This is a genomic window from Agromyces sp. NSFZ (assembly GCF_056156205.1).
The window spans coordinates 655,654-677,317 of the sequence record NZ_CM149585.1; the positions used below are offsets into that span (position 1 = coordinate 655,654).

22 protein-coding genes are annotated in these 21,664 nt (G+C 71.8%); 11 read left to right on the plus strand and 11 right to left on the minus strand.

Going from position 1 to position 21,664, the window contains the following annotated elements:
* Window positions 1-23: 23 nt before the first annotated feature.
* The gene (locus ACVFI9_RS03150) at window positions 24-488 is read right to left on the minus strand and encodes a winged helix-turn-helix transcriptional regulator (protein ID WP_474764590.1); all 465 of its coding nucleotides are present in this window, start codon (window positions 486-488) and stop codon (window positions 24-26) included.
* A gap of 70 nt (window positions 489-558) precedes the next feature.
* Between ACVFI9_RS03150 and ACVFI9_RS03155 the strand changes: the two genes are divergently transcribed.
* On the plus strand, window positions 559-1,422 hold the full coding sequence (locus ACVFI9_RS03155; protein ID WP_474764591.1) for an NAD-dependent epimerase/dehydratase family protein: 864 nt from the start codon (window positions 559-561) through the stop codon (window positions 1,420-1,422).
* 63 nt (window positions 1,423-1,485) lie between these two features.
* On the opposite strand, the gene ACVFI9_RS03160 is transcribed toward ACVFI9_RS03155, so the two are convergent.
* A complete protein-coding gene (locus ACVFI9_RS03160) occupies window positions 1,486-2,127 on the minus strand; it encodes a hypothetical protein (RefSeq protein WP_474764592.1) in 642 nt (213 codons plus the stop codon).
* Between the two features lie 280 nt (window positions 2,128-2,407).
* Between ACVFI9_RS03160 and ACVFI9_RS03165 the strand changes: the two genes are divergently transcribed.
* The 4 genes from ACVFI9_RS03165 to aceB all read left to right on the plus strand — a co-directional run bounded on the left by ACVFI9_RS03165 (window position 2,408) and on the right by aceB (window position 7,490).
* Window positions 2,408-3,508 (plus strand): sensor histidine kinase, encoded by a 1,101-nt coding sequence (locus tag ACVFI9_RS03165; protein WP_474764593.1) that lies wholly within the window; start codon window positions 2,408-2,410, stop codon window positions 3,506-3,508.
* Window positions 3,505-4,179, plus strand: a complete 675-nt coding sequence (locus tag ACVFI9_RS03170; protein WP_474764594.1) for a response regulator — start codon at window positions 3,505-3,507, stop codon at window positions 4,177-4,179. Before ACVFI9_RS03165 ends, ACVFI9_RS03170 begins: the two co-directional genes overlap by 4 nt.
* A gap of 183 nt (window positions 4,180-4,362) precedes the next feature.
* A complete protein-coding gene (gene aceA, locus ACVFI9_RS03175) occupies window positions 4,363-5,685 on the plus strand; it encodes an isocitrate lyase (RefSeq protein ID WP_474764595.1) in 1,323 nt (440 codons plus the stop codon).
* Between the two features lie 101 nt (window positions 5,686-5,786).
* Entirely contained in the window at window positions 5,787-7,490 is a 1,704-nt protein-coding gene (gene aceB, locus ACVFI9_RS03180) for a malate synthase A (RefSeq protein ID WP_474764596.1), read from the plus strand.
* 111 nt (window positions 7,491-7,601) lie between these two features.
* On the opposite strand, the gene ACVFI9_RS03185 is transcribed toward aceB, so the two are convergent.
* Window positions 7,602-8,999, minus strand: coding sequence for an ATP-binding protein (locus ACVFI9_RS03185; protein ID WP_474764597.1), 1,398 nt, complete (start codon window positions 8,997-8,999; stop codon window positions 7,602-7,604).
* Window positions 9,000-9,078: 79 nt separating this feature from the next.
* On the opposite strand from ACVFI9_RS03185, the gene ACVFI9_RS03190 reads away from it, so the two are divergent.
* On the plus strand, window positions 9,079-10,080 hold the full coding sequence (locus tag ACVFI9_RS03190) for a bifunctional helix-turn-helix transcriptional regulator/GNAT family N-acetyltransferase (RefSeq protein WP_474764598.1): 1,002 nt from the start codon (window positions 9,079-9,081) through the stop codon (window positions 10,078-10,080).
* Here ACVFI9_RS03190 and ACVFI9_RS03195 read toward each other — a convergent pair.
* From ACVFI9_RS03195 to ACVFI9_RS03210, 4 genes are all read right to left on the minus strand, one after another.
* Window positions 9,979-10,545, minus strand: a complete 567-nt coding sequence (locus tag ACVFI9_RS03195; protein ID WP_474764599.1) for a putative immunity protein — start codon at window positions 10,543-10,545, stop codon at window positions 9,979-9,981. The genes ACVFI9_RS03190 and ACVFI9_RS03195 overlap by 102 nt on opposite strands.
* Window positions 10,546-10,579: 34 nt before the next feature.
* The gene (locus tag ACVFI9_RS03200) at window positions 10,580-10,969 is read right to left on the minus strand and encodes an MmcQ/YjbR family DNA-binding protein (RefSeq protein WP_474764600.1); all 390 of its coding nucleotides are present in this window, start codon (window positions 10,967-10,969) and stop codon (window positions 10,580-10,582) included.
* 422 nt (window positions 10,970-11,391) lie between these two features.
* Window positions 11,392-12,750: a cryptochrome/photolyase family protein gene (locus ACVFI9_RS03205; RefSeq protein ID WP_474764601.1), complete on the minus strand. Its 1,359-nt coding sequence runs from the start codon at window positions 12,748-12,750 to the stop codon at window positions 11,392-11,394.
* A 34-nt stretch (window positions 12,751-12,784) separates the two neighbouring features.
* A complete protein-coding gene (locus ACVFI9_RS03210; RefSeq protein WP_474764602.1) occupies window positions 12,785-14,209 on the minus strand; it encodes an MFS transporter in 1,425 nt (474 codons plus the stop codon).
* A 56-nt stretch (window positions 14,210-14,265) separates the two neighbouring features.
* Between ACVFI9_RS03210 and ACVFI9_RS03215 the strand changes: the two genes are divergently transcribed.
* Window positions 14,266-15,225 carry an ArsR/SmtB family transcription factor gene (locus tag ACVFI9_RS03215; RefSeq protein WP_474764603.1) on the plus strand — a complete coding sequence of 320 codons (960 nt, stop codon included), beginning with the start codon at window positions 14,266-14,268 and terminating at the stop codon, window positions 15,223-15,225.
* A gap of 24 nt (window positions 15,226-15,249) precedes the next feature.
* On the opposite strand, the gene ACVFI9_RS03220 is transcribed toward ACVFI9_RS03215, so the two are convergent.
* Window positions 15,250-15,900 carry a GntR family transcriptional regulator gene (locus tag ACVFI9_RS03220; RefSeq protein ID WP_474764604.1) on the minus strand — a complete coding sequence of 217 codons (651 nt, stop codon included), beginning with the start codon at window positions 15,898-15,900 and terminating at the stop codon, window positions 15,250-15,252.
* Window positions 15,901-16,051: 151 nt separating this feature from the next.
* Between ACVFI9_RS03220 and ACVFI9_RS03225 the strand changes: the two genes are divergently transcribed.
* The 3 genes from ACVFI9_RS03225 to ACVFI9_RS03235 all read left to right on the plus strand — a co-directional run bounded on the left by ACVFI9_RS03225 (window position 16,052) and on the right by ACVFI9_RS03235 (window position 17,756).
* Complete coding sequence (locus tag ACVFI9_RS03225; protein ID WP_474764605.1) at window positions 16,052-16,810, plus strand: alpha/beta fold hydrolase; 759 nt, start codon at window positions 16,052-16,054, stop codon at window positions 16,808-16,810.
* A gap of 104 nt (window positions 16,811-16,914) precedes the next feature.
* Entirely contained in the window at window positions 16,915-17,337 is a 423-nt protein-coding gene (locus ACVFI9_RS03230; protein ID WP_474764606.1) for a hypothetical protein, read from the plus strand.
* Window positions 17,334-17,756 (plus strand): MerR family transcriptional regulator, encoded by a 423-nt coding sequence (locus ACVFI9_RS03235; protein WP_474764607.1) that lies wholly within the window; start codon window positions 17,334-17,336, stop codon window positions 17,754-17,756. Before ACVFI9_RS03230 ends, ACVFI9_RS03235 begins: the two co-directional genes overlap by 4 nt.
* A gap of 18 nt (window positions 17,757-17,774) precedes the next feature.
* Here ACVFI9_RS03235 and ACVFI9_RS03240 read toward each other — a convergent pair whose 3' ends face one another.
* Both ACVFI9_RS03240 and ACVFI9_RS03245 read right to left on the minus strand, forming a co-directional pair.
* A complete protein-coding gene (locus tag ACVFI9_RS03240; protein WP_474764608.1) occupies window positions 17,775-18,569 on the minus strand; it encodes an alpha/beta fold hydrolase in 795 nt (264 codons plus the stop codon).
* Window positions 18,566-19,213: a YqaJ viral recombinase family protein gene (locus tag ACVFI9_RS03245; protein ID WP_474766357.1), complete on the minus strand. Its 648-nt coding sequence runs from the start codon at window positions 19,211-19,213 to the stop codon at window positions 18,566-18,568. Before ACVFI9_RS03245 ends, ACVFI9_RS03240 begins: the two co-directional genes overlap by 4 nt.
* A gap of 190 nt (window positions 19,214-19,403) precedes the next feature.
* On the opposite strand from ACVFI9_RS03245, the gene ACVFI9_RS03250 reads away from it, so the two are divergent.
* On the plus strand, window positions 19,404-20,333 hold the full coding sequence (locus tag ACVFI9_RS03250; protein WP_474764609.1) for a hypothetical protein: 930 nt from the start codon (window positions 19,404-19,406) through the stop codon (window positions 20,331-20,333).
* Between the two features lie 54 nt (window positions 20,334-20,387).
* Here ACVFI9_RS03250 and ACVFI9_RS03255 read toward each other — a convergent pair whose 3' ends face one another.
* Complete coding sequence (locus ACVFI9_RS03255) at window positions 20,388-21,575, minus strand: ROK family transcriptional regulator (protein ID WP_474764610.1); 1,188 nt, start codon at window positions 21,573-21,575, stop codon at window positions 20,388-20,390.
* Window positions 21,576-21,664: the final 89 nt, after the last annotated feature.

Here is a 21,664-nt window from a genome sequence, read left to right on the forward strand (position 1 = left end):
ATCCGCATGCCCGCTGCCGGGGTTCAGTCGTCGGATGCCGCGTCGGCGCGTTCCCGGCACGCGAGGAGCTCGGGCACGTGCAGTTCGGCCCACTCGCGCATCGCCTGGATGGGCTCGAGGAGCGAGACGCCGAGCGGGGTCAGTGCGTACTCGACGCGTGGCGGCGACTCGCGGAAGGCGGCCCGAGAGACGAGCCCGTCGCGTTCGAGCGCGCGCAGCGTCTCGGTGAGCACCTTCGGGGTGACCACGCCGACCCGGGTCTTCAGCTGCGTGAAGCGCATCGGGCCGTTCGAGAGGGCGAGGATCACGAACATCGTCCAGCGCTCGCCGATGCGGCCGAAGGCGATGCGGCTCGGGCAGTTCGGGTCGAGCACGTCGATGTCGGCGATGTCGCATGGCTCGGCGCCCGCAGCGGGGCCCGAGGCAGGGTTCGCAGCCGTGCGCAGCTTCGGGAGTTGCCGCGTCAGGGTGGCCGTCGCCGTCGGCATGGGCGCTCCTCGGTTTCGTCGGGGGAACTTCCGTTGAAGTAACCAGTATCCAAAACATACCGTGTTGTCCATGCGAATTCTGCTCACCGGGGGAACCGGTCACATCGGATCAGCCGTGCTCGAACGCCTCATCGGCGCCGGGCACCACGTCGTCGCCGCCGTGCGGAACGACGAAGCCGCCGCCGCCGTCGCAGCTCGTGGCGCACGACCCGCCGTCGGCGACCTCACGGCTGCGGCATGGCTCGCCTCGGCGCTCGCCGACGTCGACGCCGCCATCCACACGGCCGCGCCCGCCGAGGGCGCGGCCGAGTTCAACGCGTCGGTCATCGACACCGTCATCGGCGCGTTCGCGGGAACCGCGAAGCGGTTCGTGCTCACGAGCGGGCTCTGGATCTACGGCGAGGGCCGGGACATCCGAGAGGACGACGCACCCGATGCGCCGCAGCTCATGGCCTGGCGCCTGCCGCTCGAGGAGCGACTGCTCGCGTCGGACGTGTCGGCCACGATCGTCACGCCCGGCGTCGTCTACGGCCACGACCGGGGGGTGCTCGGCCTCATCGCCGACGGCCCTCGAACGGCCGACGGTGCGCTCACGCTCATCGGCGATGGCGAGCAGCACTGGACCTGGGTGCACGCCGACGATCTCGCCCGGCTCTACGTGCTGGCGGTCGAGCACCCCGAGCCGCTCGGTCGCCTGATCGGCTCCGACGGCAACCCGACGAGCGTGCGGGCGATCGCCGAGGCGGTGGCCGGGCCGGCGGGCGTCCTCGCCGAGTCGGTCGAGGCGACGCGGGCGCGGTTCGGCGCCGCGTTCGCCGACGCGCTCCTCCTGGACGAGCGCGCCCGCGGCGAGAAGGCGCGCTCGCTGGGCTGGGTTCCCGAGCACACGAGCGTGATCGAGGAGGTGCAGCCGGCACGTCCGGCGGCGGCCTGATCACGGCGGACGGCAGACGACGACGGATGTCGCGGCCGCAGCCGCGGCATCCGTCGCGTCGTCTCAGGCCCTCGCGCGTCGCTGTGCGCGGCTGTCGATGCGGCCCGCCAGGAGGACGCCGCCGAGCACCACGAGGTAGGCCCCGGCGGGCACTCCGCCACCCGACTGGGACAAGAAGATCAGACAGACCTGGAGCAGCGGGAGGGGGATCGCGAGCCAGAGGCTCACGCGCTTCGCCCGGATCAGCGAGACCATGAGCCCGATGCCGCCGACGAGCCACGCGGCGTTCGCCGCCATCGCGACGACCGGGAAGAACTCGAGGTCGATGCCGTTCACCGCGCTCGTGATCGTGCCGACGGTGAGCAGCACGGTGCCGCCGGCGGCGACGACCGCGCCCCAGCTGCCACGGGCGTGACGGGCGAGCGCCAGGTAGACGACGGCGAGCGCCCACAGGATCACGGTGAACATGCCGAGGAGTATCCGCGTGCGCGGGTCGATCGCGGGGTCCTCGTCCTGCGGGAACAGGACCTGCGTGACGCCCATGACGATCGAGAGCACGCCGGCGCCGGCCGCCGCGATGCCGGCCAGGCGGAAGCCGACCCGGCCGATGATGCGGCCGTCGCGGGGGGAGGGGACGGTTCGGGCGGAACCGGTGGGACGCTGCGGCGCCTCGAGCGTCGATCCGGTCGTGGTTGCGGGGTTCACGTGGTGCCTTTCTCGAAGGTGGTGATCCGGCATCGCACGCTGCGGCCGGATGCTTCGACGCTAGGAAGGCGGGGCGCCAGGGGCATCCGTCCCGGGTCGGCGGATGCCTCGACCGAGGGTGCTGCGGAATGTCGACCTTCGTCGCTATCGCCGAGCGCCACGCCCTGCTTACGATCGGGTGATGCTGAACCGGGATCTCGCTGGAGCGCCGCCGGGTGCGGCCGCGGACCCGCGACCGTCCCCGCGCCTGCGGTCTGCCTGGCGGGAATGGACCTCGCCGGTGGATCTCGCCATCGCGAGCGGCATCGCGCTCTGGGCGGTGCTCGAGGCGTTGCTGGTGCCGTCGGCCAACCTGGCCGCCCAACTCGCGTTCGCGCTCGCCGTCTCGCTTCCGCTCATCGTGCGCCGGCGGCTGCCCGCGGTCGTCATGCTCGTCGTCGCCGGGGCGTTCCTCGCGCACGCAGCGCTCAGCGGACCGGATGCCACGTTCAACCCGTTCCCGAGCCTCCTCGTCGCGACGTACACGGTCGCGGAGCGCATCCCTCGCTGGTGGCTCGCGGCACTGCTCGGACTGGTGCCGGTCGTCGCCATGCTCGTCGCACACGGCTTCGGCTACTTCGGCGACCCCGGCATCGAGACGACGGGCGCGATCTTCCTGGTCTTCTTCGTCGGCGCCACGTGGACGGCCGGGCGCATCGTGCGTCACCGCGCGGTCACGCTCCAGCGGGCACGGGAGAGCTCCGACCGTCTCGCCGAAGACGCCGTCGCCTCCGAACGGGCGCGGATCGCGCGCGAACTGCACGACATCGTCGCGCACGCCGTTTCGGTCGTGGCGCTGCAGGCGGGTGCCGCCGAGCAGTTCCTCGACCGCGACGTCGAGCGCGCGCGGCGGCACCTGGTGCTCACCCGCCGGACCGCACAGGAGGCGCTCGACGAGATGCGGCACCTGCTCGGGGTGCTCCGCCAGGACGACGCCGAGTACGCGCCGCAGCCCGGGCTCGACCGGCTGCCCGACCTCCTGCACGAGACCGAGGAGGCGGGCCACGCGTGCGGTCTCCATGTGGGCGAGGCGACGCGCGACCTGCCCGACGGGCACGCGCTCGCCGTGTACCGCATCGTGCAGGAATCCCTCACCAACGCGCGGAAGCACGCGTCGGGCGCCGACGTGCGCGTCGACGTGGACGTCATCGGTCACCAGGTGCGGGTCGAGGTCGTGAACGGGCCGCCGGCGGACGCGGAACACGCGGCGCCCCGCGGCAGCGGGCGGGGACTTCCGGGAATGGCCGAGCGGGTGCGCATCTACGGCGGCGCCTTCGAGGCCGGGCCCACGTCCGACGGCGGATGGCGCGTGCACGCAACGCTGCCGTTGGCGGACGCATGAGCGGCGACCGGCCCCGCGTGCTCGTCGCCGACGACCACGCGCTCGTGCGATCCGGCATCGTGGGTCTGCTCGAGGCGGCCGAGCTGGACGTCGTGGGGGAGGCGGGCGACGGAGCGTCCGCCGTGGCCGAGGCGCAGCGCCTCCGGCCCGACGTCGTGCTGATGGACATCCGGATGCCCGGCATGGACGGCATCGAGGCCACCCGACGCGTGCGTGAGCAGGCCGACGCGCCTCGCGTGCTCGTGCTCACCACGTTCGACCTCGACGAGTACGTCTACCGCGCCCTGCGCGTCGGGGCATCGGGCTTCCTCCTCAAGGACGCCTCGCCCGACCGTCTCGTCGACGGAGTGCGCACGGTCGCGCGCGGCGAGGCGCTGCTGGCACCGGCGCTCACCCGACGCCTCATCGAGCGGTACCTCGCAGCGCCGCCTCCCCGCGAGGCGGGACCCGACCCTGCCGCCGACCTCACTCCACGCGAACGGGAGGTGTGGCTCCTCATCGCGCGGGGGCACTCGAACCTCGAGATCGGGCGTCGGCTCTACCTCAGCGAGGCCACGGTCAAGGCGCACGTGACGAGGCTCCTCGCCAAGCTCGGCCTGCGGGATCGGGTGCAGGCGGTCGTCGCCGCCTACGAGTCGGGCCTCGTGCGAGCCGGGGACGCGTCCGCCTGAGCGGCGCGTCTTTCTGCCGAGCAGAAATACGGGGAAAGTTCACCCCCCGAATCGTCGGGTGGCGGTGTTCCACGGCCCGCAGCATGGAAGTCACAGGCCGGTCCCTGAGCTTGTCGAAGGGCCGACCGACGACCGACGCATCCCCTTCGACAGGCTCAGGGGACCCAGACAAGGAGCACCACGATGAGCACGAACCGCCCCGGCGACCAGACCCAGACCGCTGCCGAGCTGCAGCTCGAGTGGGACGCCAACCCGCGTTGGGAAGGCGTCCGCCGTGACTACACGGCCGAGGACGTCATCGCCCTCCGCGGCCCGGTTCGCGAGGAGCGCACGCTCGCCAAGCGCGGGGCCGAGAAGCTCTGGGAGGACATCCAGAAGAACACCGGCAACGCGTTCGAGCGTATGGAGGACCCCGAGTGGTCGGCCGCGCTCGGCGCCCTCACCGGCAACCAGGCCGTGCAGCAGGTGCGCGCCGGCCTGAAGGCCATCTACCTCTCGGGCTGGCAGGTCGCCGCCGACGCGAACCTCTCGGGCCAGACCTACCCAGACCAGTCGCTGTACCCGGCGAACTCGGTTCCCGCCGTCGTGCGGCGCATCAACAACGCGCTGCTGCGGGCCGGCCAGATCGAGCAGGGCGCCGACGACCGCGACTGGATGGCGCCCATCGTCGCCGACGCCGAGGCCGGCTTCGGCGGCCCCCTGAACGCCTACGAGCTCATGGGCCAGATGATCGAGGCCGGTGCGGCGGGCGTGCACTGGGAGGACCAGCTCGCCAGCGAGAAGAAGTGCGGACACATGGGCGGCAAGGTGCTGATCCCCACGGGCCAGCACATCCGCACCATCAATGCGGCGCGTCTGGCGGCGGATGTCGCGGGCGTGCCGTCGATCATCATCGCGCGCACCGACGCCCTCGCCGCGACGCTGCTCACGAGCGACCACGACGAGCGCGACAAGCCGTTCGTCACCGGCGAGCGCACCGCCGAGGGCTTCTACAACGTGCAGAACGGCATCGAGCCGGTCATCGCCCGCGGCCTCGCGTACGCCGAGTACGCCGACCTGCTGTGGGTGGAGTCGGCCGAGCCAGACCTCGATCTCGCACGCCGGTTCGCCGAGGCCGTGCACGCGAAGTTCCCGGGCAAGCGCCTCTCGTACAACTGCTCGCCCTCGTTCAACTGGAAGCGCCACCTCGACGACGACCAGATCGCGAAGTTCCAGCGCGAGCTCGCGTCGATGGGCTACGCGTTCCAGTTCATCACCCTCGCGGGCTTCCACTCCCTGAACCACGGCATGTTCACGCTCGCGAAGGACTACAGCGAGCGTCACATGTCGGCCTATGTCGAGCTCCAGGAGGCGGAATTCGCCTCGGAGGCATCCGGCTACACCGCCACGCGCCACCAGCGCGAGGTCGGCACCGGGTACTTCGACCAGATCGCCACCGCGCTGAACCCCAACAGCGCCACCCTCGCACTCGTCGGATCGACCGAGGAAGAGCAGTTCCAGCACTGACCACGGGTCGCTGAGCCCGTCGAAGGTCGCTGAGCCCGTCGAAGCGGCGCCTCGCCGCATCCCTTCGACGGGCTCAGGGACCGAGTCCGAAGGAGACCACCATGAACACCACGCCCAGCATGATGCTCGAGCGAACGGATGCCGCGGCATCCGCTTCCACCGACCGAACCGCGCGACCGCCTGCGCCCGCGACTGGTAGCTTCCAGACTGTGGAGCCGCGAATCGAGGTCACCGCACCGCTCGGCGAGCGGTACGACGAGATCCTCACGCCCGACGCGCTGCGGTTCCTCGCCGAGCTGCACGACCGCTTCGCGCACACCCGGCACGAACTGCTCGCCATCCGCCTGCAGAACCGCGTCGACGCGGCCAACGGGCGCGACCCGAAGTTCCTGCCGGAGACGGAGTGGATCCGGAACGACGCCTCGTGGCGCGTCGCCGGCGGCGCCCCCGGTCTCGAGGACCGTCGTGTCGAGATCACCGGCCCGACCGACCGGAAGATGGCGATCAACGCGCTGAACTCCGGCGCGAAGGTCTGGCTCGCCGACCAGGAGGACGCGACCAGCCCCACCTGGCAGAACGTCATCGAGGGGCAGCTCTCGCTCTTCGACTTCCTGCGCGGCGACCTCGAGTACACGAGCCCCGAGGGCAAGGAGTACCGCGTCACCGCGACCGAGACGCCGACCATCGTGATGCGTCCGCGCGGGTGGCACCTCGTGGAGAAGCACCTGCGGTTCCACGACCGTGCCGGCCGCGCCATGCACGCCTCGGGCTCGCTCGTCGACTTCGGGCTCTACTTCTTCCACAATGCGCAGAAGCTGATCGACGCAGGTCGTGGACCGTACTTCTACCTGCCGAAGCTCGAGTCGCACCGCGAGGCGAAGCTCTGGAACGACATCTTCGTGTTCGCGCAGGAGGCGCTCGGCATCCCGCAGGGCACCGTGCGCGCGACCGTGCTCATCGAGACGATCCAGGCCGCGTTCCAGATGGATGAGATCCTCTACGAGCTGCGCGATCACTGCGCGGGCCTCAACGCCGGACGCTGGGACTACATCTTCTCGATCGTGAAGACGTTCCGCTCGCGCGGCCGCCGCTGGGTGCTGCCCGACCGCAAGCAGATCACGATGACGGTGCCGTTCATGCGGGCCTACACCGAGCTGCTCGTGCAGACGTGCCACAAGCGCGGCGCGCACGCCATCGGCGGCATGAGCGCGTTCATCCCGAACCGCCGCGACCCCGAGGTCACCGAGCGCGCGCTCGCCGCGGTCTCGGCCGACAAGCGCCGCGAGGCGGGCGACGGCTTCGACGGCACGTGGGTGGCGCATCCCGACCTCATCCCGACGGCGCGCGCCGAGTTCGACGCGGTGCTCGGCGACCGGCCGAACCAGATCGACCGGCTGCGAGACGACGTCGAGGTGACGGCGGCCGACCTGCTCGACATCCCGTCGGCCGGTGGCCGGATCACCGAGGCGGGCGTGCAGGACAACATCTCGATCGCGATCCGCTACATCGAGTCGTGGCTGCGAGGCGTCGGCGCTGCGGCGATCGACAACCTCATGGAAGATGCCGCGACCGCCGAGATCTCGCGCTCGCAGGTCTGGCAGTGGCTGCACGACAACACCGTGACCGCCGAGGGCACTCGCATCGACCAGACGTCGATCGTGCGTCTCATGGCGGCGGCCGTGGCCGAGCTGCCGCGCTTCGACGGCGACCGCTTCGACGACGCGATCTCGGTGTTCCGGTCGGTCGCGCTCGAGCCGGAGTTCCCGACGTTCCTCACGATCCCGGCGTACACCCGGTTCCTCTAGGAACTCGGCCCCAACTCGTGCAGGAGAATGGGCGCTCTCCCCTCCTTCTCAGGGGGATGGCGCCCATTTCTCCTGCACAGGCCGGAGGCCGGCCCCCGGCCGTGGCCCGGGTCAGCGCAGCGGCACGTTCACGTCGGTGCCGCCCTCTGGCGTGACCCGCGCGGCCATCTTCAGGAGCGTCGGCGCCGGCACGAAGCCGCCGGCGAACAGCGCCTCGCCCTGCCGGAACCACGGTGACCGCGCGACGAGCTCGGCCGGCGCGTAGCCGAAGTAGGTGCCGAGCTCGACGAGGTCGATCGGCGAGGACATCTTCATGAGCGCGAGGTTGTCGCACTGGCTGATGATGCCCGGATGCACCTTCGACGGGCGCTGGGTCGAGAGCAGCAGCCACAGTCCGAACTTGCGACCCTCGGCGGCGATCTGGATCAGCCGCTCGCGCACCGCGATGGCGAGCGCGGAGTCGAGGCCCGGCGAGGCGAGGTTGTGCGCCTCGTCGATCACGAGAAGCACGGGGCGGCGTTCCTCGCGGCGCTCCCAGAGCTCGTCGAGCACCGACAGCGCGATGACGAGCTGCTGCTCGGGCGTCGAGAAGCCCCCGAGGTCGAGGACCGTGGCATCCGGCCGCTCGTGGATCACCTCGGTCGCCGCCGTGCGCGCGCCCGCCCAGACTTCCCAGCCCAGCACGCCGAGGTTCTCGAGCCGAAGTGCGAGGCGCCGGTGCGCGGGGTCCTCGGAACTTCGGAGCGCCGGCAGGATCCGTTCGATGTCGTTGGCCTCGAGCACGTCGCGAATGTGGAGGAGCGAGTTGAACTCCTCGCGGTCGGCGACGGGGTCGAGTTGCAGCACTGCGGCCTTCGACGCGATCGGCATGCTCGTGAACCGTGCTCGCAGCGGCTCGGCGCCCTCGACGTTGGGACGCAGCACCCGGATGTCGCGCTGCGCCAACGCGTCGGCGGTCGGCCCGGTCGCGCCGGGATTCAGCTCGCCGATACGCACGAAGTCGGAGTTCGGATCGAAGATCACGATCGGCAGGGCGGTGTGCGCGATGAGCTGCTCGAGCACCACGCCGAGCGCGTACGTCTTGCCCGACCCGCTCTGCCCGCACCAGAAGGTGTGCCGGTTGAACCGATGGGCGAGCAGCCTGGCCGGCCCGCCGGGCGCGGTGAGCGCGGTGCCGACCTCGAGCTGCGCGCCCGTGGTCTGGTGCAGCAGGTCGAGGGTGCCGAGGTCGACGGGCTCCAGAGTCGCGCGTTCGAACGCGTGGCTGCTGCGGGTGTCGAGGCGTCCGTCGACGAGCTCGCCGAGGAGGCGGCCGCGCAGCACCGGCGGCTGGGTCTCCGACCGCGATTCGACGAGCGCGAGTTGCCGCACGTCGTCATCCGTCACCACGACGAGCGAGCCCGCGACGACGGGAGAGCCCGAGCCATCCGCGACGCTGAAGGACCGCCCGTCGGTGGAACGTGCCGTGATCTCGATGGTGTCGACCCTGCCAGCCCTGTCTGCCCCCATGGTGAGATCCTGCCACCGGCCCGGCTACTGTGCGAGCCGGGGGTTGCCGCCGACATATTCTCTGACTAAAGTCAGCTATATGTCGGAGTCGAGCGAGACACCCGAGATCGCGACCGTTCGTGCCTTCAACCGCGCGGTCACCACCCGCATCGGTGCCCTGCAGGACCACTACCTCGGCAGTGCCCGCTCACTCGGCGCCTCCAGGGTGCTGTGGGAAGTCGATGGCGACGGCGTCGATGTGAGAGACATCCGGGAGCGGCTCGAACTCGATTCGGGCTATCTCTCCCGGTTGCTGCGGTCACTCGAACGCGAGGGCCTCGTGACGGTGGAGGGGTCGCCCGTCGACTCGCGCGTGCGGAGCGTGCGTCCGACCGACGCCGGCCGAGTCGAGCGGGCGGCGCTCGACAGGCGCAGCGACGAGCTCGCGGCCTCGCTGCTCGCCCCGCTCAGCGACGGGCAACGGCGGCGGCTCGTGGACGCCATGGACACCGTCATGCGCCTCCTCGACGCGGGACTCGTCGAGGTGGCGCCTGCGGATGCCGCGTCCGACGACGCCCGTCGGTGCATCGCCGCCTACTACGAGGAGCTCGCTCGGCGCTTCCCGACCGGGTTCGATCCGGGGCAGAGCCTCCACCCCGGCACCCACGAGTTCACCGAGCCGACGGGACGGTTCGTGCTCGCGCGCCTTCACGGCCGGGCGATCGGCTGCGGTGCGGTGCTGTTCCAGGGGGACGGGCGCGCGTACCTCAAGCGCATGTGGGTGGACGAATCGGTGCGCGGCATGGGCGTCGGGCGGCGCATCCTCGGGGCGCTCGAGCAGGCGGCACAGGAACACGGTGCGACGGCCGCGGTGCTCGAGACGAACGCCAGCCTCACCGAGGCGATCGCCATGTACCGGAAGGCCGGCTACGTCGAGGTCGAACCGTTCAACGACGAGTTCTACGCCGACCTCTGGTTCGAGAAGCCGCTGGCGGTGGGCTCACGGCGACGACCCCGAGCCCTTCTCCGGCGAGGTGCCGCGCAGGGCGGCCTGGATCTCCCGGATGATCGACCCGAGGACGCCCGACGCGAGAAGTCCTGAGCCGAGGGGGCCCGCGGAGTCCTCGCCGACCAGCGGCAGATGTCGAAGCGCGGACCTCGTCTCGTCGGTCATGCGCTCGAGCTGCCACGACATCTCGTCGCGCATGGTCTCGGGCCGCTCGGGAGCGGCGAGCCCGGCGGCGTTTGCGGCGTAGGCGGCTGCGCCGAGGGCGTGCGCGCCCATGTGGGCGACGCCGGCGGCTTGTGCAGCCGCCCGGGCAGCAGCCACGGCTGCAGGAGAGCTCACGACGTGCGCGGCCCGACCGGCGACGAACCGTCGGCGGATCTCGCCGGCGGCGTCGAGTTCACCACGCGCGAATGCCCGAGCTCGAGCGATGGCATCGCGCGGTCGACCATCTGCCGGGGCCTCCGTCTCGAACACGACCAAGACTCGCTCAGCACAGTCGGCTGCCCACGCGGCGACCGTGCGGCGCTGCGATTCACTCAGCGACTGCGGGGAAGGCATGCCAGCAGCCTCCCACACCGGCCGGAGAGCTCCGCTACGAGTCCACGCCGTCGAGCTCGCGCCGCAGGTACTTCGGAGCCTGTACGCGCCACGCGTCCGTCACGAGCTCGGCGAGATGGTCCTCGTCGATGCCGGCCATGCGGAACGCGACCTTCGGCTCGCTCCAGGTGGTCGTGGTGCGCAGGAAGACCTCGGGCGCCATCTCGATCAGGGCGAGTGCGTCGAGGCGGTCGGCGACCTTGACGCCGACAACGAGCTCGGCCGCGATCGTCTCGCGTATGTCGGCGGGGATGCTCGGCCACGGATGGCACTCCCACGCGAACAGTTTGCCGCGAACGAACCATGCCGCGCCCCCTGTCGTTGCGCGCTCCGTACTGCCGGGCAGTGCGACGGCAGTGCGGCGCAGGTCGTCGAGGGTGGCCACGATTCGAGACTATGCAGCCCCGCCGACATGGAGGCTGCCGGTCAGCGGGATGGCAGGCACCTCACCCTCGACACGAACGGGATCGTGCTGGGTGGGCCGAGTGGGCGCCGGCCGGGCGTGGCATCGCAACGAGGACGTCGTGTGCGCTGGCGACGACCGTTTCGCCTCTGAAGCCATGGCACTCCGGCACTGCGGCACTCCGGCACTTCGGTACTTCGGTACTTCGGGACTTCGGGACTTCGGGACTTCGGGACTTCGGGACTTCGGGACTTCGGGACTTCGGCACTCGGGGACTTCGGCACTTCGGCACCTCGGTACTTCGGCACTCGGGGGCTTCGGCACCCGGCACTTCGGCACTTCGGCACTTCGGCACCGCCCGGCCGGGAGGAACGGTGGCTCGACGCCGTCTTCGAGGACGGCCGTCAGCGCGCTGCCTTCACCCGCTCGTACGCCGCGAGCGCCGCGGCGCGAGTCTCGCGAAGGTCGACGATCGGCCCGGGGTACGCGTCGGTCCCGGCCTCGGGCACCCAGCGTCGCACGTACTCGCCGCGCGGATCGAACTTCGCCGCCTGCAACTCGGGGTTGAAGATGCGGAAGTACGGCGCGGCATCCGCTCCAGACCCCGCGACCCACTGCCAGTTGAACGCGTTCGCGGCGCCGTCGGCGTCGACGAGGGTGTCCCAGAACCACTCCTCGCCCAGCCGCCAGTCGATGAGCAGGTTCTTGGTGAGGAACGAGGCGACGACCATGCGCACGCGGTTGTGCATCGCGCCTGACGACCAGAGCTCGCGCATGCCGGCGTCGACGAGGGGCACACCCGTGCGTCCCTGCTGCCATGCCCGGAGCGCCTCGTCGTCGAGGGGCGGCCACGGGAAGGCATCGAACTCCGGCCGCCAGTTGCGCGTCGCGAGGTCGGGCGAGTGGAACAACACGTGCCACGCGAACTCCCGCCAGCCGAGCTCGGTGAGGAAGCGAGCGGCGCCGGCGCCGCCAGCCCGCCGCTCGCGGACGGCGTGCCACACCTCGTAGGGACTCAACTCGCCCCAGCGCAGATGGGGTGAGAGCCTCGGTGTCGCGGCGAGCGCCGGGCGGTCGCGGCCCTCGTCGTAGTCGGCGAGGTCGTCGGCGACGAACTCGGCCAGCCGGGTGTGGGCCGCGTCGGCCCCCGGCGTCCACGATGCGCGCAGGCCCGCCGCCCAGTCGGGGCGGGTGGGCAGCAGGTGCCAGTCGTCGAGCACGTCGCTCGTGGCATCCGCGCCGTCCAGCGAGGAGGGAGCGAGCAGCGGATGTCGCGGCTCGGGTGCCGCCGTGCAGGCTCGCCAGAACGGCGTGAAGACCGAGAACGGCGTGCCCTGGCCGGTGCGGATCGTCCACGGCTCGAACAGCAGGTTCGCCGCGAAGCTGCGGGCCTCGACACCGCGGCCCGACAGGTGGGCCTTCAACGCCGCGTCGAGCTCGCGCTCGGGCCCGCCGTAGCGCCGGTTCCAGAACACGGCGGTCGCTCCGGTCTCCTCGATGAGCGAACGGATGACCCGGGCGGCCGCTCCCCGACGCAGCACGAGCGACCCGCCGAGCCTGTCGAGCGCCGCCGCGAGTGCGGCGAGGCTCCCGTGCAGCCACCACCTCGCGGCCCCGCCGAGGGGCCGGATGCCCGGTGACTCCTCGTCGAGCACGTACACGCACACGACCGGAGCGCCGCGGTCGGCGGCGGCGGCGAGCGCCGGGTGGTCGGCGACCCTGAGGTCGTCGCGGAACCACACGATCGTCGGGGCATCGGCCATGCGGCGACCCTAGTGGACGTGACCGGGAGACGAGTCAGCGAGCGGGAGCCGGCACCGCCCCTCGCGCCGCCGCCCGAGCCGCCGCCACCGCGATCGCCCAGGTGCCGAGTCCCGACGCGAGGAAGGTGCCGGCGAGGATCGCCCACCCCGCGAGTCCCAGCGAGAGCGCCGTCGACGTCACCACGAGGGGCGCCGCGAGCGCGCCGACCGAGTACCCCATCGCGAAGACGCCCTGATACGTGCCGGCTCGCACCGGGTCGGCGAGCTCGAAGCTGAGCCCCCACCCGCCCGCCTGCGAGAGCACCTCGGCGAAGGCGTGCGCCAGCGCGGCCACGATGATCACGGCGATCGCGAAGCCGGCGCCGAGGCCGGCCGCCGACGCGTACACGAGGCACGCGGCCGCCATGAGCCAGGCGGCCATCGCCGAGACGCGACCGGCCTTGCGCAGGTCGTGCGTTCCCTTCGAGAGCGGCACCTGGAAGAGCACCACGATGACGGTGTTGAGGATGAGCACGACGGCGACGAGCACCTCGGGTGCGGTCGTCTCGTTCGCGATCCACAGCGGTACGCCGACCTCGCCGACCCCGAACTGCATGCCGAAGACCGCGCTGAGCCCCGTGAGCGCGAGGTAGCGCGGGTCGCGCCACGGGGAATGCGCGCGCTGCGCGAGTCGCTCCGAGCGGGCGGAGGCCGCGACATCCGTCGATCCCGTCCTCGTCGTGACGGGCGCGCTCAACGGCCGCCCCGGCGCGTCGACCGAGGCGGGCAGGCGCACGAGCTGGGTGACGCCGAGGAGGTACATGACGCCGGCGCCGGCGATGATCCACCGGTACGCGTCGGCGGTGCCCGCGACGAGTGCCAGTGCGCCGATGCCCGAGCCCACGGCGATCGCCACGTTCGTCACGGTCCGCAGCACGGCGCGGGCATGCACACGACCTTCGCCGTCGAACGCCCGCGCGAGGATCGCCAGGCGGATCGTGTTCGATGCCTGCTCGACGGCGCCGACGAGCACGGCGATGACGAGCGCGGTCACGAAGTCGTTCGCGAAGACGTAGCAGATGAGGCCGATGCCGTCGAGCGTGGAGAGCACGATGAGCAGGCGCCGCGCGCTCATCCGGTCGGCGAGCCACCCGCCCGCGAGCGACGAGAGCACGCCCGCGGCGCTCGCCGCGGCGAGCACGATCGCGACCTCGTGGGCGGCGAGGCCGACGATGAGCGTGAAGTAGAGCACGGTGACCGTGAGGAACACGCCGCGGCCGACCCGGCTGATGAGCGTCGCGATGACGAGGATGCGCAGCACGGGGTCGGCGACGGATGCCGCGAGCCGGCGGATGAGGCCGACGCGCGCGGCCGGGGCATCCGCTTCGATGGCCGCCTGATCTGAGGCGGCGCCGGCGTCGTCGAGTCCCGGCTCGATGACGGGGAGGGCGTCGGTGTCGGGTGCGGGGGAGTGGGTCACGGATCCGTTCTCCCAGAGTCGGATGACGGGTCGAAATCGATGTAGCGTAGTGCTACATGTTGCGGTACCTGCTCACCGAGGACGACGTCGGCGCCGTGCGCTTCGGCATCTCCCCGCTGAGCGAGCTCGCACTCTCATTGCGCGCCATCCAGCGGCCCGAACGATTCCCGCTCCAGCTCGGCTGGCTGCGTCGCACCGAGCAGGCGCGGGCGCAGCTCGACTTCGGCACGCTCTCGGCCCTCATCGACGAGCGCATGTGGACACCCGACTTCCTCAATCCCCGGCCGTCGTCGCCGCTCACGAGGCTCGACGACGAGTTCACGGCACTGCTCGCGACCCCTCCGGAGCTGTTCCGTGCCGACCTCATCGCCGTGCACGGGCACGTGCCCGACGTGTTCGCGGGGTCGACGAGCGCCGCACTGCGTCGCATCGTGCGCGCGCTGCGGCAGCTCTGGGAGACGTGCTTCGAACCGTACTGGCCGCGCATGCGCGCGGTGCTGGAGGCCGACGTCGTCTACCGCGGCCGCCAGGTCGCGCAGGGGGGCGTCGCCACCATGCTCAACGGGCTCTCGTCGCGCATCTCGTACGAGCACGGCGTCGTGTCCGTGCGGCTGGCGGACCCGCGCGATCGCACCTACCCGATCGACGGCAACGGGCTGACCCTCGTGCCCACCCTGTTCACGAGGCGCGCCTCGGTGCCCGTGGGGGAGGGCCCGCCGACGATCATGTACTCGGCGCGGGGCCAAGGCGCCCTGTGGGAGGCCGAGCGCATCGCGAACCCGGCTGCCGTCGCCGCCGTGCTCGGCGAGACGCGGGCACGACTGCTCGCCGCCCTCGGCGACCCGGCGTCGTCGACCGAACTGGGCGTGCGGCTGGGGGTCACCGCCTCGGCCGTCAACCAGCACCTGCGGGTGCTTCGGGACGCCGGGCTCCTCGTGAGCACGCGGTACGGACGGAGCGTGCTGTACCTGCGCAGCGAACTCGGCAGCGCCCTGCTCGAGGCTCGCACCGGGTAGGGCCGCGCGGGGCGGGTGTGCCGGTCAGTCCGCCGAGACGGGCAGGCTGTGCCAGGTCTCGAACGCGACGGCCGCGGCTCCGGCAGCGTCGCCGGCGGCGCACAACCGGATGAGCTCGTCGTGACGATCGGGCGAGCGTCGGCCGTCGGTCGACGCGAAGCGCACCCGTTCGATGCGTCGCAGCACGGGCATGAACTGCTCGAGGACCGTGGCGATCGCCCGGTTGCCGGCGACCGCCACCGGGATGTCGTGCAGCTCGTCGTCGGCACGAAGGGCGGCGTCGATGTCGCCGGCGTCGAGTGCGTCGGCGAACCGGCGCGCCGCGTCGCGCATCGACTCGAGGTCGGCGGCCGTGAACTGTTCGACCGCGCCCCGAACGGCCAGCTCGTGCATGGCGGCCACGACGTCGCGTGCGTCGCGGGTCGCTCGCACATCGAGCGAGCTGACCACGGTCGACCGGCCGGGACGCGCGATGACGAGCCCGCCTTGTGCGAGGCGGAGGAGCGCCTCGCGCACGGGGGTTCGGCTCACGCCGAGCCACGTCGCGAGGTCGCCGTCCTTGAGCTGCTCATCCGGCGCGAAGGTGCCGTCGACGATCGCGTCGCGGAGACGGCGGTAGACGTCGTCTCGCAGGAGCGTTCGGTCGACCGGTGGGCGGTGCGTGGGAATGGGCACACCACATACTGCCCACACTTCCTTGCCGACGTCTACTGAATGCAATATATTACACGCCGAATGCGTTACAGAAGTCAGCATCACCGATCGCACCCGATGCGGGTGCAACCACCACGAAACGGGTGCAACCACCACGAAAGGAATGAGCACCATGAACACCAGCCCCGCCAAGCAGACCATCGTCCTCGTGCACGGCGCGTACGCGGACTCCTCGAGCTGGAACGGCTCGATCAGCGCGTTGCGGCAGGCCGGTCACCCGGTGATCGCGGTCGCGAACCCGCTCCGCGGACTCGAGGCCGACGCCGAGTACCTGCGCAGCATCCTCGACCGCATCGAGGGTCCCATCGTCGTCGCCGGGCACTCGTACGGCGGAGCCGTCATGAGCCACGCCGCTGACGGCAACCCGAACGTGACCGCGCTCGTCTACGTCGCGAGCTTCCTCGCGGAGCCGGGCGAGAGCCTCGCCGATCTCGTCGTCAAGTTCCCGGGTGCCGAGCTCGGCAGTGCCGCGCAGCCGGTTCCGTACCCCGCGCCCGACGGCGGGACGGCGATCGAGCTGTACATCGACCAGGAGCGATTCCACGCCCTGTTCGCGGGAGACGTCGACGAGGTCGTGGCGCAGCAGATGGCGGTCACCCAGCGTCCGTTCGCGCTCGCCGCGTTCGAGGCGCCCGCGACGCGCGCGGCCTGGACGTCGATCCCGTCGTGGGTGCTGCTCGCGGCGCAGGACCTCGCCATCCCAGCCGAGCTGACGCGCTTCATGTCGGAGCGGGCGAACGCCCACCTCGTCGAGGTGGACGCGTCCCACGCCGTCACGGTGTCGCAGCCCGGGGCGGTGGCCGACCTCATCCTCGAGGCCGCGCGGACGACCACTCGTGCCGTCGAGGCCGCGTCGGTGATCGCTGGCTGATCGGCCATCGTCACTCCCGGCGAGCCGAAGCCCGCACGCCGGCTTGCGGCACGTCGGTGGGTCGAGTTGCAATCGGTACCCAGGTACGGGTTTACCGTGGATCCATGAACACGGAAACGCTGACCTGGGCCCCGTCGTCGTGCAAGCTCCCGACGGTCGAGCGGCCGCTGCGCGAGCAGGAGTTCGCACACCTCTTCGCGTCGGAACTGCGCGGCGTCACCCGAACCTCGGCGACGAGCGCGGAGTTCGCGCTCACGGCACGGAGCGCTGACATCGCCCGCGACCTCGCGGCACGCGAGACGTCGTGCTGCTCCTTCTTCACCTTCGACATCGGCGAGGTCGAGGCCGAAGGCGAGGTCGAGGTCGAAGGCGGGGCCGAGGCCGAAGGCGAGGTCGAGGCCGAAGGCGGGGCCGAGGCCGAGGCGGGCGCCGTGATGACGATCACCGTCCCTCCGGCGCACGCGGCGGTGCTCGAGGCGCTCGTCGCCTCGGCCCTGCGCGCACGCGAGTCGGGAGCAGACGCGTGACGCTCCGGGCCGGGGAGGTGGCCGAGCGCGCCGGCGTCAACCTCCAGACGCTCCGGTACTACGAGCGCCGCGGCATCCTCGCCGAGCCCGACCGCAGTCTCGGTGGGCACCGGCTCTACGACGACGACACGGTGCTCGTGCTCCAGGTGGTCAAGGCCGCCCAGGCGCTCGGCTTCTCGCTCGACGAGATCAGCGAACTGATGGATATCGGGTCCCACGCGCATCGCCGGCGGCCCCGGCTCGCCGACAGCGCCCGCGCCAAACTCGTGCAGGTGCGCGAGAAGATCGCCGCCCTGCAGCAGATCGAGGCGACGCTCGAGCGAGCGATCGAGGCCGGATGCGACGACCTCGCCGTCTGCGCGCTCGAGGAGGACTGCCCGATCCCGTTTCCGTCGATCGCAGCTCGAAGCTCCGTCTGACGGCCCCGGCGACCGCGCTCAGTCGCGACCCAGCCAGCGCGCCACCCGCTCCTGCAGCACGGTCGTCTGCGCGGCCGGCCCGTCGTCGCGCCCGGGAACGAGTTCCATGGACGTGCCCAGGGCGCCGGCCCACTGCTCCGCGACGGCCACCGGGTGCACCGGGTCGCGCACCGCGCCGACGACGAACGAGCGGATGCCCCGGGCCCCGAGTTCGGCGAGATCGCGCTCGCCCTCGAACGCGCGGTTGCGCGGGACCTCGACGAGGCGCATGGCCCGGCGGGCGGCATCCGGTGCCTGGAACTGGGCGAGCAGTGCCCGGCCACCCGCCGGCGACTCCGCCGCGATTCGCTGGTAGATCGCTCGCTCCTGGAACTCGGCGGCCCCCGCGGGCCCGGCGTCGGCGAGGATCTGCCCGATCACGGGGAAGGGCCGCAGGTGCTCGGGGAGCGACCGGTCGTCGAACGCCGGCCGCACGAAGACCGCCCGCGCGACGGGCAGCAGGCCCAGCATGGCGATGCGCAGGGCGATCGCCGCACCCATCGAGATGCCGATGATGGTGACCGGGTCGGATGCCACGCGCGGGCCGCGCCCTGCCTCGACCACGGCCGCGGGCACCTCTTCGCAGACCTCGGCCGCGAGGCGGTCGATGGCGAAATCGGCGGGCTCGCCGACCGCCAGGTAGCCGCCGTGCGCCCGCACGTCGGGGGCGACGACGACCTCGTCGGCGCCGCAGACCTCCTGCACCACCGACTCGAAGAGCCCGAGCGGCTGGCGTCGATCGGCGCCGAGTCCGTGCAGGAGCACGGTCGTCACGCGAGCACTCCGGGCCGGTAGAACGCGCGCGCCTCGGACGCGGCCTCGGCCTGCGGCCGAAGGGCGGCGAGCAAGTCGTCGGCGAGGCGCACGAGGATCGCGATCTGGTCGTCGTCGCGATCGATCCAGCGGGCGCGCGGCTCGGCGTCGACCGGAACGAAGTCCTCGTGGTGCTCCCACACGAAGAGGGTTCGCTCGGCGCCGAGCACGTACTGCTGCCACCACACCTGACGCAGGTAGGTGCGGGGGATGCCGCGCCACGCACGCGACGTCGTCTTGATCTCGCAGAGCTCGACCGCACCGCGCGCGGTCACGTGCAAGCCGTCGGGCGTCGCGAGGTGACGTCGGTCGGATGCCGCGTGGAACAGCAGGCTCGACGGGTCGATGCCGTGCGTGCGGCGCACCCAGTCGGCGATCACCGGTTCGCGGGTGCGGCCGTGATCGGTGAACCGGCTGCCACCGAAACCACGCGTGCCGTGCAGCTTCTCCCATGCGGCGGTGCGCACCGACGCACGTGACGCGAGCTTCGCGGCATCCGTCGCCGTGACCCCCCGCGATCGGGCCCGGAGCCAGGCGACCCGGTCGCTCGCATCCGCCACGATGCGAAGCTCGTGCGGATGTCGCGGCGGCGCTGGCGGAACCATGCGCGGCGCCGTCGCCGGGCCCTCGAGATCGAAGAGGGCGAACGGCGTATCGGGCACGCCCCGAGCGTACCGCGCGCCCGCCCCGCCTTCGGGGTGGACGCGGCAATTCGGGCCGTTCGTCCACCGGGCGAGGCATGATGGTCGGCGGAGCGGTGTTCTCCGAACGCCACGACGGCGAGGGGGTGGCGAGGTGACGGATGCCCCGTTCGAGTGGCTGCTCGCCGGCGACGTCGCCGTGGCGTACCAGGCGAACCGCGACCTGCTCGACGACGGCGACGCGGCGCTCGCGCTCCGACACCGGATCGCCGAGGACGGCGACGGCGCGGTCCTGCTCGCGGCTCGCGGGCCGGACGGGCACTGGGGGCGCGGCTTCTACCAGCCCAAGTGGACGTCGAGCCACTACACGCTGCTCGAGCTGCGTGGCCTCGGCCTCCCGCCCGAGACGGTCGCGGCCCGGGAGACGGCTGCACTGATCCTCGCCGAGGAGAAGGGGCGCGATGGCGGGCTCAACCCGAGCCGGACCATCGGGCAGAGCGACGTCTGCGTCAACGGCATGGCCCTGAACTACCTGAGCTACTTCGGCGCTCCGACCGCCGAGCTCGCGAGCGTCGTCGACTTCGTCCTGTCGCAGCTCATGCCCGATGGGGGCTTCAACTGCCGCTCCAACCGTTCCGGTGCGACGCACTCCTCGGTGCACACGAGCGTCAGCGTGATCGAGGGCATCACGCAGTACGTTCGCGACGGGCACGGCTACCGCGCCGACGAGCTCGCCGCGGCATCCGGCAGTTCCGTGGAGTTCCTGCTGCGGCACCGGCTCTTCCGCAGCGAGCGCACCGGCGAGCCCATGGATCCGGAGTTCACGCGGCTGCACCATCCGCCGCGGTGGCACTTCGACGTGCTCCGCGGCCTCGACGCGCTGCGCGACGCCGGCGTGGCGTACGACGCGCGCATGGACGACGCGCTCGAGGTGCTGCGGCGGCGCCGACGCGACGACGGACGGTGGGCGGCGAGTCGTGCGTACCCCGGGGCGACGCACGTGCCGCCGGTCCGCGCCGGCCAGCCGCATCCGTGGGTCACGCTCATCGCGCTGCGCGTGCTTCGGGCGTACGGCTCGTCCTGAGCGGGGCCGCCGGTCCGCCGCGGGGCCGCGCGTCCGCCGGGGGTACGTCGCGGGTCAGCGCGCGGCGAGCGCGTCGATGCCCTCGGGGGAGAGGGCGTGGTGGATGGCGAGCATGCTCGCCCCGAGCACGGCCGCGTTGCCGGCCGCCGCGGACTGCACGATCGCGAGGTGCTCCGTCGCGAGCGGCATCGAACGCGTGTAGACGATCTCCCGCACCCCCGCGATGAGGTGCTCGCCCGCGCGCGCCATGGAACCGCCGATCGCGATCACCGACGGGTTGATGAGGCTCACGCACGCCGTGAGCACCTCGCCGATGTCCCGTCCGGCCTGGCGTACCGCCTGGATGGCGTCGAGGTCGCCGCGCTTGACCAGTTCGACGACATCGCCGCCGGTCTGCACGTCGACGCCCTGCTCGCGCAGCGATCGTGCGATGGCCGGACCCGAGGCCAGGGCCTCGAGGCATCCGCGGTTCCCGCAGTGGCACGGCACGTCGGCGCCGCGCGCGACTCGCACGTGACCGATGTCGCCGGCGATGCCCTGGGCGCCGCGCTGCAGGAGCCCGCCGGAGATGATGCCCGAGCCGATGCCGGTGGCCACCTTGACGAAGACGAGGTGCTCGGTGCTCGGCCAGGCGACGGCGCGCTCGCCGAGGGCCATGATGTTGACGTCGTTGTCGACGAGCACGGGGACCTCGAGGTGCTGCTGCACCCAGCCGGGCACGTCGAAGCGGTCCCAGCCGGGCATGATCGGCGGGTTCACCGGGCGCCCGGTCGAGTGCTCCACCGGTCCGGGCACGCCGATTCCGATGGCGACGAGGTCGCGGCGGTCGCGGCCGAGCTCCTCGATCATGGCGAGGCCCGTGTCGACCATCCACCCGAGCACGGCCTCGGGGCCGAGCGCGATGTCCTTGCGCTCGCTGCGCTCGGCGAGCACCGTTCCCGCCAGGTCGGTCACCGCGATGTGGGCGTGGGACGCGCCGAGGTCGGCCGCCAGCACGATCCGCGCCGCCGGGTTGAGTGCGAACTGCGACGGGGGCCGGCCGCCGGTGGATGCCGCGTCGGCCACCGGCGTGACGAGTCCGAGACGCATGAGCTCGTCGACGCGAGCGGCCACCGTGGATCGCGCGAGCCCGGTGGACAGTGCGAGCGAAGCGCGGGTGCGTGGCACGCCGTCGCGCAGCAGCTGGAACAGCTCGCTCGCTCCCGAGCTGCCCAACGCCGATCCGCGGCTGATGTCGACCATTCTCCGAGTAAAGCACACCGCCTTCGACGAGACCGCGAGGTGCGCAGTGTCACGAGTCAGACATCTTTTGACGAATGACTAGCAAAAGT

Bases quoted from the DNA above. Each gene is read 5' to 3' on its own strand.
- ACVFI9_RS03150 (WP_474764590.1), bottom strand. From the start codon at position 488: ATGCCGACGGCGACGGCCACCCTGACGCGGCAACTCCCGAAGCTGCGC.
- ACVFI9_RS03155 (WP_474764591.1), top strand. From the start codon at position 559: ATGCGAATTCTGCTCACCGGGGGAACCGGTCACATCGGATCAGCCGTG.
- ACVFI9_RS03170 (WP_474764594.1), top strand. From the start codon at position 3,505: ATGAGCGGCGACCGGCCCCGCGTGCTCGTCGCCGACGACCACGCGCTC.
- aceA (WP_474764595.1), top strand. From the start codon at position 4,363: ATGAGCACGAACCGCCCCGGCGACCAGACCCAGACCGCTGCCGAGCTG.
- aceB (WP_474764596.1), top strand. From the start codon at position 5,787: ATGAACACCACGCCCAGCATGATGCTCGAGCGAACGGATGCCGCGGCA.
- ACVFI9_RS03185 (WP_474764597.1), bottom strand. From the start codon at position 8,999: ATGGGGGCAGACAGGGCTGGCAGGGTCGACACCATCGAGATCACGGCA.
- ACVFI9_RS03190 (WP_474764598.1), top strand. From the start codon at position 9,079: ATGTCGGAGTCGAGCGAGACACCCGAGATCGCGACCGTTCGTGCCTTC.
- ACVFI9_RS03195 (WP_474764599.1), bottom strand. From the start codon at position 10,545: ATGCCTTCCCCGCAGTCGCTGAGTGAATCGCAGCGCCGCACGGTCGCC.
- ACVFI9_RS03205 (WP_474764601.1), bottom strand. From the start codon at position 12,750: ATGGCCGATGCCCCGACGATCGTGTGGTTCCGCGACGACCTCAGGGTC.
- ACVFI9_RS03215 (WP_474764603.1), top strand. From the start codon at position 14,266: ATGTTGCGGTACCTGCTCACCGAGGACGACGTCGGCGCCGTGCGCTTC.
- ACVFI9_RS03225 (WP_474764605.1), top strand. From the start codon at position 16,052: ATGAACACCAGCCCCGCCAAGCAGACCATCGTCCTCGTGCACGGCGCG.
- ACVFI9_RS03230 (WP_474764606.1), top strand. From the start codon at position 16,915: ATGAACACGGAAACGCTGACCTGGGCCCCGTCGTCGTGCAAGCTCCCG.
- ACVFI9_RS03245 (WP_474766357.1), bottom strand. From the start codon at position 19,213: ATGGTTCCGCCAGCGCCGCCGCGACATCCGCACGAGCTTCGCATCGTG.
- ACVFI9_RS03255 (WP_474764610.1), bottom strand. From the start codon at position 21,575: ATGGTCGACATCAGCCGCGGATCGGCGTTGGGCAGCTCGGGAGCGAGC.